Source organism: Rathayibacter sp. VKM Ac-2929 (genome assembly GCF_022815495.1).
Taxonomy (GTDB): domain Bacteria; phylum Actinomycetota; class Actinomycetes; order Actinomycetales; family Microbacteriaceae; genus Rathayibacter; species Rathayibacter festucae.
The window spans coordinates 3,593-5,335 of the sequence record NZ_JALGRV010000012.1 but is presented as its reverse complement, the minus strand read 5'-3'; the positions used below and the strand labels follow the sequence as shown (position 1 = coordinate 5,335).

Below are 1,743 nucleotides of genomic sequence, written 5' to 3'. Positions count from 1 at the left end.
TTTTTTACGGAGAGTTTGATCCTGGCTCAGGACGAACGCTGGCGGCGTGCTTAACACATGCAAGTCGAACGATGAAGCCCAGCTTGCTGGGTGGATTAGTGGCGAACGGGTGAGTAACACGTGAGTAACCTGCCCTTGACTCTGGGATAAGCGCTGGAAACGGCGTCTAATACCGGATACGACCTGCCCCGGCATCGGGTGCGGGTGGAAAGTTTTTCGGTCAAGGATGGACTCGCGGCCTATCAGGTAGTTGGTGAGGTAATGGCTCACCAAGCCGACGACGGGTAGCCGGCCTGAGAGGGTGACCGGCCACACTGGGACTGAGACACGGCCCAGACTCCTACGGGAGGCAGCAGTGGGGAATATTGCACAATGGGCGAAAGCCTGATGCAGCAACGCCGCGTGGGGGATGACGGCCTTCGGGTTGTAAACCTCTTTTAGTAGGGAAGAAGGGCTTCGGCTTGACGGTACCTGCAGAAAAAGCACCGGCTAACTACGTGCCAGCAGCCGCGGTAATACGTAGGGTGCAAGCGTTGTCCGGAATTATTGGGCGTAAAGAGCTCGTAGGCGGTTTGTCGCGTCTGCTGTGAAAACCCGAGGCTCAACCTCGGGCCTGCAGTGGGTACGGGCAGACTAGAGTGCGGTAGGGGAGAATGGAATTCCTGGTGTAGCGGTGGAATGCGCAGATATCAGGAGGAACACCGATGGCGAAGGCAGTTCTCTGGGCCGTTACTGACGCTGAGGAGCGAAAGCGTGGGGAGCGAACAGGATTAGATACCCTGGTAGTCCACGCCGTAAACGTTGGGAACTAGATGTGGGGACCTTTCCACGGTCTCCGTGTCGCAGCTAACGCATTAAGTTCCCCGCCTGGGGAGTACGGCCGCAAGGCTAAAACTCAAAGGAATTGACGGGGGCCCGCACAAGCGGCGGAGCATGCGGATTAATTCGATGCAACGCGAAGAACCTTACCAAGGCTTGACATATACCGGAAACTTCCAGAAATGGTTGCCCCGCAAGGTCGGTATACAGGTGGTGCATGGTTGTCGTCAGCTCGTGTCGTGAGATGTTGGGTTAAGTCCCGCAACGAGCGCAACCCTCGTTCTATGTTGCCAGCACGTCATGGTGGGAACTCATAGGAGACTGCCGGGGTCAACTCGGAGGAAGGTGGGGATGACGTCAAATCATCATGCCCCTTATGTCTTGGGCTTCACGCATGCTACAATGGCCGGTACAAAGGGCTGCGATACCGTAAGGTGGAGCGAATCCCAAAAAGCCGGTCTCAGTTCGGATTGAGGTCTGCAACTCGACCTCATGAAGTCGGAGTCGCTAGTAATCGCAGATCAGCAACGCTGCGGTGAATACGTTCCCGGGCCTTGTACACACCGCCCGTCAAGTCATGAAAGTCGGTAACACCCGAAGCCAGTGGCCTAACCGCAAGGAGGGAGCTGTCGAAGGTGGGATCGGTGATTAGGACTAAGTCGTAACAAGGTAGCCGTACCGGAAGGTGCGGCTGGATCACCTCCTTTCTAAGGAGCATCTGGACACCATGCGTTTCGGCGTAGAGGTTGTTCCAGGCGCCAGATCAAAGCGAATGTCTTTGCTGGTAGCTCATGGGTGGAACATTGAACTGGGTGCAGGAAGAGATTCGTCTCGTGTCAGTACAGCCTTCGGGTTGGGAACGCACGAGCGGGTGGGCTACTGCACATGCACGCTGTTGGGTCCTGAGGGACCGGGCCGGCTGCT

General features: G+C 56.7%; 1 rRNA gene. It reads left to right on the top strand.

Going from position 1 to position 1,743, the window contains the following annotated elements:
- Positions 1-3: 3 nt before the first annotated feature.
- Positions 4-1,526: ribosomal RNA gene (locus MT355_RS21035) — 16S ribosomal RNA — on the top strand.
- Positions 1,527-1,743: the final 217 nt, after the last annotated feature.